At 39.1% G+C, this 5,205-nt stretch carries 5 protein-coding genes and 2 pseudogenes; 6 read left to right on the top strand and 1 reads right to left on the bottom strand.

The genetic code is table 11. From position 1 onward, the window contains the following. Nucleotides 1-80: 80 nt before the first annotated feature. Nucleotides 81-1,064, top strand: a pseudogene (locus BOC67_RS25360) (RHS repeat-associated core domain-containing protein); the annotation flags it as partial. A 5-nt stretch (nt 1,065-1,069) separates the two neighbouring features. Continuing rightward, nucleotides 1,070-1,330, top strand: coding sequence for a hypothetical protein (locus BOC67_RS25355; RefSeq protein ID WP_291915009.1), 261 nt, complete (start codon nt 1,070-1,072; stop codon nt 1,328-1,330). A gap of 115 nt (nt 1,331-1,445) precedes the next feature. On the opposite strand, the gene BOC67_RS25350 is transcribed toward BOC67_RS25355, so the two are convergent. After that, nucleotides 1,446-1,760 carry a helix-turn-helix domain-containing protein gene (locus BOC67_RS25350; protein ID WP_291915010.1) on the bottom strand — a complete coding sequence of 105 codons (315 nt, stop codon included), beginning with the start codon at nt 1,758-1,760 and terminating at the stop codon, nt 1,446-1,448. Between the two features lie 389 nt (nt 1,761-2,149). Between BOC67_RS25350 and BOC67_RS25345 the strand changes: the two genes are divergently transcribed. The 4 genes and pseudogenes from BOC67_RS25345 to BOC67_RS25330 all read left to right on the top strand — a co-directional run. Further along, complete coding sequence (locus BOC67_RS25345; protein WP_291915008.1) at nt 2,150-2,467, top strand: hypothetical protein; 318 nt, start codon at nt 2,150-2,152, stop codon at nt 2,465-2,467. Nucleotides 2,468-3,159: 692 nt separating this feature from the next. Next, the gene (locus BOC67_RS25340; protein ID WP_291915007.1) at nt 3,160-3,858 is read left to right on the top strand and encodes a hypothetical protein; all 699 of its coding nucleotides are present in this window, start codon (nt 3,160-3,162) and stop codon (nt 3,856-3,858) included. Nucleotides 3,859-4,470: 612 nt separating this feature from the next. Next, nucleotides 4,471-4,782, top strand: coding sequence for a hypothetical protein (locus BOC67_RS25335; protein WP_291915006.1), 312 nt, complete (start codon nt 4,471-4,473; stop codon nt 4,780-4,782). 74 nt (nt 4,783-4,856) lie between these two features. Continuing rightward, nucleotides 4,857-5,021, top strand: a pseudogene (locus BOC67_RS25330) (IS256 family transposase); the annotation flags it as partial. Nucleotides 5,022-5,205: the final 184 nt, after the last annotated feature.

Below are 5,205 nucleotides of genomic sequence, written 5' to 3'. Positions count from 1 at the left end.
CTTGTTGAAAGTTCTTTGAGAGGGCAGCCGTTGGGGATGGGGCTGTATGGAAGGGGTTAGATGCGGGAGGGTACAGGTATGGGTTTAATGGGAAGGAGAATGATAATGAAGTGAAGGGAGAAGGGAATCAGCAGGATTATGGATTTAGAATCTATGATCCGAGGATTGGGAAGTTCTTATCGGTAGATCCATTATCTCCGAAATACCCTGAGTTAACACCATATCAGTTCGCAAGTAATCGGCCTATTGATGGGATTGATGAAGATGGGTTAGAATATTCTCCAGCTGGAAATAATACAGGAGGTGTACCTCGTGATAATACGGCAGTATCGCCTAGGTCAGAACATCCTGCTGTGATTGCAGACAATAAAGCGACAGCATCATATAGAAACTGGCTTAGAGTAATGACTAATGCTGTTGCGGGACAGAATAGTAGTATCGGAGCTACGCCTGACTATGGCTACTATGGCAATCAACAGCACGCGGCTAGGTCGCAACAAGCCTTTTTAGATGCGGGTTGGAATGCAGATGGCAGTGAGCCAGCATGGCATAAGTTTACAAGTAATAAATATGTTTCGAATCTATCAAAGAATATGGTGGAGCCAATGGTTGGTATGGCCGTTGGCGACGGTGTATTTCGACTAGGGATTGAAAGTGTTTCTTTATCTCTTGCATCGTCTTCTACTTCAATGGGATTGTTTAGGAGGGGAGCAAATACTGGGGTATTTTCTGGCCTGGAGGTTCCAATGCAATTGCGAGTGGCAAAGCAAGCAGCAGAAAGAGCTGGGGTTGGTTTGAAGGGAGTAAAGCTAAGAATAGAGAGAAATCCCGATTACATAGGCAGAAATTTATTTGGTTATGCGAATAAGAATACGATAACTCTTTATCCTGATGCCTTCATTAATATGGAAACCCTTGTACGTACTTTAGGGCATGAACGTACTCATATTATGCAGTTTAAGACCTGGGGAACGGTGCAGGGTTCGGAAATGGGGAAGGCATTTGAACAAGGTGCGTGGGGGATAGAGGAAACCTTTTGGAATTTTTATAAAGCAAATAGATAAGTAAAATGTGGAAAGAGATTCTTTTTAAAGTGTTAGATGGGATAAATGATATTCCATCGCCATTTGCTTCAAATACTAGAATGGAACATGTTTTTGTGGTTATGGATGAAGTGACAAGAATGGGTTTTTTATGGATATGGTGTCCCGTTACTCTTCGAGGTATAAATATGTCTAGAATGAAAGTTCCAGAAGATGTTGAATTTATAAATATTGAAGAATTTGACAAATTAAATATACCCGTAATAAAGTTTGAAGCTATAGATTGAGGCAATATGATGTAAATATTCATCAACAATTATCATGTCATAAAATATGAATACTGTAATAAAAACTCGTAAATAGTAATCTGGAGCTGCTTTTAATAGGCAGCTCCAGGTTTATTTATCTATAAGCAGTTCTGGCCTTAGCATCCCTGATATAGGTATCAATCAGATCAAAAAGGGTATGCTTCTTCTCCTCTTCCAATAGCTCAATCTCTTCCAGTCTTTTAAGCGTTTTTTTATCGAAATGGGCGTTAATGCCTTCTCCTACCAGATAGTCTAGGCTTACTTCCAGGGCATCAGCGATTTTTTTAGCGGCATCAATAGACGGCAGTGCCTCGCCACGCTCATACTTACCGATCATGACACGGGAAACCTCACTTTTATCAGCCAGGTCTGTTTGTGACCAGCCTTTTTGATCGCGTAGATCAGCTATAATCTTAGGTTCATCTGAAAAAAAAGTATAACTTGAAGAAAGTTCTTTGAGAGGGCAGCCGTTGGGGATGGGGCTGTATGGAAGGGGTTAGATGCGGGAGGGTACAGGTATGGGTTTAATGGGCAGGAAAAGAGTGATGAAATTAAGGGTGAGGGAAATAGTTATACTGCGGAGTTCTGGGAATATGATCCGAGGATAGGTAGGAGATGGAATTTGGATCCTGTATCAAGACCGTCCATCAGTGATTATAGCGGCTTAGGGAATAAACCTTACTGTTTAGTCCCATCATAACAGATGTGCAGAGTAAGCTTAAAAACAATACTATATTTAGGATTGTAGGTGAGGGATTTGATTTTACAAAAGAGGTAAAAGTTTCTAATTAAATTATTATGAGTAATGTAACGAATCTTATAATCACCTGTAGTGCATTAGAGGATGAGTGCCAAATTATCCAACAGATTAGAGGATTTATGAAAGGGTTTAATATTGTTTCTGTAAATGATGAAAAATTACCAATTAGCTGGTATGGCGGGACTAAAAATTTGGAATGTGTAATATTAATCGGCGCTTATAACTATTTGGATTTAGAGGAATTTATTTTATTCCTTAAGAATGCTGTGAAGTGGGAGGCTATTGATTTGGTTCAATTGTTCGTAAAGCAGCAGGAAGATATGAGGTTTAAGTTAATAGATCTTGTTCCAGAATAATTAAGTTTGGTAGATAAAAACGGGCTGATTATCAGATCAGCCCGTTTTTATCTATAAGCCGCTCTGGCCTTAGCATCCCTGATATAAGTATCAATACCTGTTGCTATGCCTGGAAGATATAGATGGATTGAGTGAAGAAGCAGAGTTTGCGTTTAGAGAGTTGCAGAGTAACGGAGAGCTGAACAGCGCCACCAGCATTAAGCTGGAGAATGGAACAATTACCAGCAGTCACAAAACGGTGAAATTCCTATCGCCTCGCTTGCCTGTACTCATAGAGGAAATTTTACCGGGCTTGAGGTCGTAGAACAGAATAAATTAACTAAAGCCCAGCAAGATGTTTTAAATAAAATAGCAATGGTGGGTATGAATCTTTTTTAAGTTCTGAATATGAAGGGCGCGAGTATATGGAGGGTAATTTTATTAATTCTTCAGGAACAATAGAATCTCCAGTGCCAGTTAAGCCGAGGCCACACCCTGTTTTGTTTGATGGTCATCCCGATTAGACCAGTATCGTTATGGGTTCAATGGGGAAGGAGAATGATAATGAAGTGAAGGGGGAAGGGAATCAGCAGGATTATGGGATGAGGGTGTAAGATCCGAGGATAGGGAAGTTTTTGAGTGTGGATCCGATAGCGAAATCTTATCCATGGTATACTCCATATCAGTTCGCAGGGAATAAACCGATAATTGCAATGGACTTGGATGGAGGGGAGGAGCTCGTCAAAACTAACTGGATTAATGCAGCCGGGAAAGTCTATAAAACTGTATTGGAGTACAATCCTACAGCTCAACCTTTACAGGGAAATGCAATTCATAAAGTTGATAACTATATGGATAAAAATGGATATAATTATTATACTCAGTCTGGAATAGGACAACTAGATGGAACAAATTTTAGAAATGCAATTGGTGGTTATAATAACTCAAATAACAATTACGATTTTTCAGTAGTGAAGCATGATAATCCTTTTATGCAATGGAGCGGCCCAGGTTTGATGGCTGAGTTTATCACAGGGACGGGACCGGAAAACACTCTTGTATTCTCTGGGAAAATGATTTATGACATTCAACGAATGTCGAGCTTCAAGGAAATGAGATTAAATGGAATGTTGGCAATAAACGCTGATGGTGTGATTCAGCCCGGAGAGATATACAAGGACTGGCATCATATGTCTTATTCCGAAGGTGCTCGTGAAATCTGGTTGCCGGCATTGTTTTCTCAAAAGAAGAATCCATATAATCCAATGTACTCCACCCAACACTTTTTGGGTAGTTATAACATGACTATGCAAGTACTGGATGATGCTGAAACTATCCTATTTACAGTGTATGGTAGTAAATCTTTTGAGTCAATGACAGACCATCAAAACAAGGGGAATAGCAGTAATTGAACGCCAGGGTCCGCCGTTGGTACTACGTATCAGCGCTATATGTGGACTGAGAAAATATCAAAAAGGGAATGGTTTGGAGCGACACATTATTCGTTCACAGACCAGCCGATTCCTCCAAAAAAGGATAAACCAAAAAGCAAGCAAGGTGATTTATAAGAAGCTAATATTAATTGGATGTCTGATTATGGTGTCATGTCTTGACCCCTTTATCGAGCATCGGCGAGGTATAATTGAAGAGTATAGCCTTTTTAAGGGGGATGAAATGCGTACTGTTTTTTGTAAGGAAAGTACAGGTGATGACTTTAATGTGTTACTAGATGGTGAGGGGTTGGAGGCTGTTTATTTAGACTCCATGATATATCTAAAAAGGGTTAGCAGCCTTAATGCAATTGATACTTCCTACTAGATTTATGATATAGGTACTTCGGAAGAGCCATCTTTATCATCCAGAGAATTATATGAGAGAGTGAAATCAACAGTGAGTGGAACAAGAGGAAAAATAGTGAAGGGATTTTATGGCCAGTGATAATAAACACAATGTAGATACGAAGGGACAAATGCCAGTTAGTAATCCCAGGAGTTTACCCAGTTAGCTAAAAAATTTTCATAACTATGCATGGCGAAGAGGAGCTTTTGAAGAAATTTAATCATGAATTTGGTAGTTGTCTTGAAGATTATGCTCTTCTAAAAGATGGCGAAACAAAATATAGTATTGTCAATGTGCCGCTAGGTGCGATGTTTCTTTTGGATGATGCCGAGATTGCCGAATTTTTTATAAATAAGCTTATGGAACTCCGAATACCAATTTATAGTAGTGAGAAAGGGATACCTGGTTGGGGTGCTAAAAAAGACGGGCATCCGCCGGAAATGAATCCTTTGTTAAAAGATGTAATAGAGTCTTTTAAAAGAAAAGAAAGAAAATAAGTGAAGGGTTTAAGGTCCTCTGTTATTTCATTATTGTTTAGAGTTTGGCTTTAGCGAGGAATGCGTCTAGGAGTGAGTACACCAAGAACAAACTATCCTTCCCTACTGATGATGCAGTGCTCAAATCTGTGTACCTGTCCTTGAGAGAGGTAACAAAAAAATGGACAATGCCAATAAGAAACTGTGGCATTGTACTAGATCAATTTTTGACTATTTTTGAAAAGAGGATCAGAATATAGATCCTGCTACGAACCTCGTTTTTTAAAACTTACACAGTTTATGATATAGTCCCTGCGACCTTATTAAACTTACAACCCATTGAATTCGAGACTGTAAAATAAACTGTGTCAAAGGCTAAAAAAACAAGACCTTTAACACAGTTTTTTTTTATGGAACAACAAGAAAAATTTGACTACGAAGAAC

The sequence above is a fragment of the Chitinophaga sp. CB10 genome (genome assembly GCA_001870995.2).
Taxonomy (GTDB): Bacteria; Bacteroidota; Bacteroidia; order Chitinophagales; family Chitinophagaceae; genus Chitinophaga.
This window is presented reverse-complemented; position numbering and strand designations above follow the sequence as displayed.

Bases quoted from the DNA above. Each gene is read 5' to 3' on its own strand.
- BOC67_RS25355 (WP_291915009.1), top strand. From the start codon at position 1,070: ATGTGGAAAGAGATTCTTTTTAAAGTGTTAGATGGGATAAATGATATT.
- BOC67_RS25345 (WP_291915008.1), top strand. From the start codon at position 2,150: ATGAGTAATGTAACGAATCTTATAATCACCTGTAGTGCATTAGAGGAT.
- BOC67_RS25340 (WP_291915007.1), top strand. From the start codon at position 3,160: ATGGACTTGGATGGAGGGGAGGAGCTCGTCAAAACTAACTGGATTAAT.
- BOC67_RS25335 (WP_291915006.1), top strand. From the start codon at position 4,471: ATGCATGGCGAAGAGGAGCTTTTGAAGAAATTTAATCATGAATTTGGT.